The organism is Rhizobium sp. 01T444 (genome assembly GCF_056398305.1).
This window is the reverse complement of sequence record NZ_JBFTPD010000295.1, coordinates 1-587: the sequence shown is the minus strand read 5'-3', so window position 1 is coordinate 587 and position 587 is coordinate 1. Positions and strand designations below refer to the sequence as shown.

1 protein-coding gene is annotated in these 587 nt (G+C 70.9%); it reads right to left on the bottom strand.

Features of this window, described 5'->3' with window-relative positions; genetic code table 11:
* Positions 1-587 (bottom strand): pirin family protein (locus AC1DTN_RS38535; RefSeq protein ID WP_477925467.1); only part of this gene is annotated, 587 nt, incomplete at both ends.

Below are 587 nucleotides of genomic sequence, written 5' to 3'. Positions count from 1 at the left end.
CCCATGCACCGGCGCGTCATCGCCCCACGGCCAGCCGCCGAACCGGGTACGCCGGTAGTCGGCCATGGCCTGCGCGATCTCGGCCTGCGTGTTCATCACGAAGGGGCCGTACTGCGCCACCGGCTCGCCGATCGGACGGCCTTGCAGCACCAGGAATTCACTCGGCGCGTCGCCGTTGGCCAGCTCGACCTCGGCGTCGGCGCGCAGTTCGATGGCGGCATGCGCATCCACGGGTTCAACGCCAATGCGCACCGAGCCGCCCTTGAAGAAATACAGGCTGCGCCGAGTGCCCTCGCCCTTCGCGGCCGGCAGCGTCCAGCGCGCGCCGGCCTCCATCCGGATCGTCCAGATGGCAAGGTCGGCATCGGGCTGCGAGGCCCATGAGTTCGGCGGCGGCGCCAGCGGTCCGCTGGCGCCGGGAGCGCCGTCCGCCGGCGCGATGCGCCCGGCGATGCTCGCGACCTGCGTCGTGCGGCCGTCGGGATCCGTCGCGGTGAAGCGCGGAATGTCCTCGGCCCAGAACATCGTGAAATGCGGCTCGGCCATCTTGCTGCGCGGGGGCAGGTTCAGCCAGATCTGGAATAGCT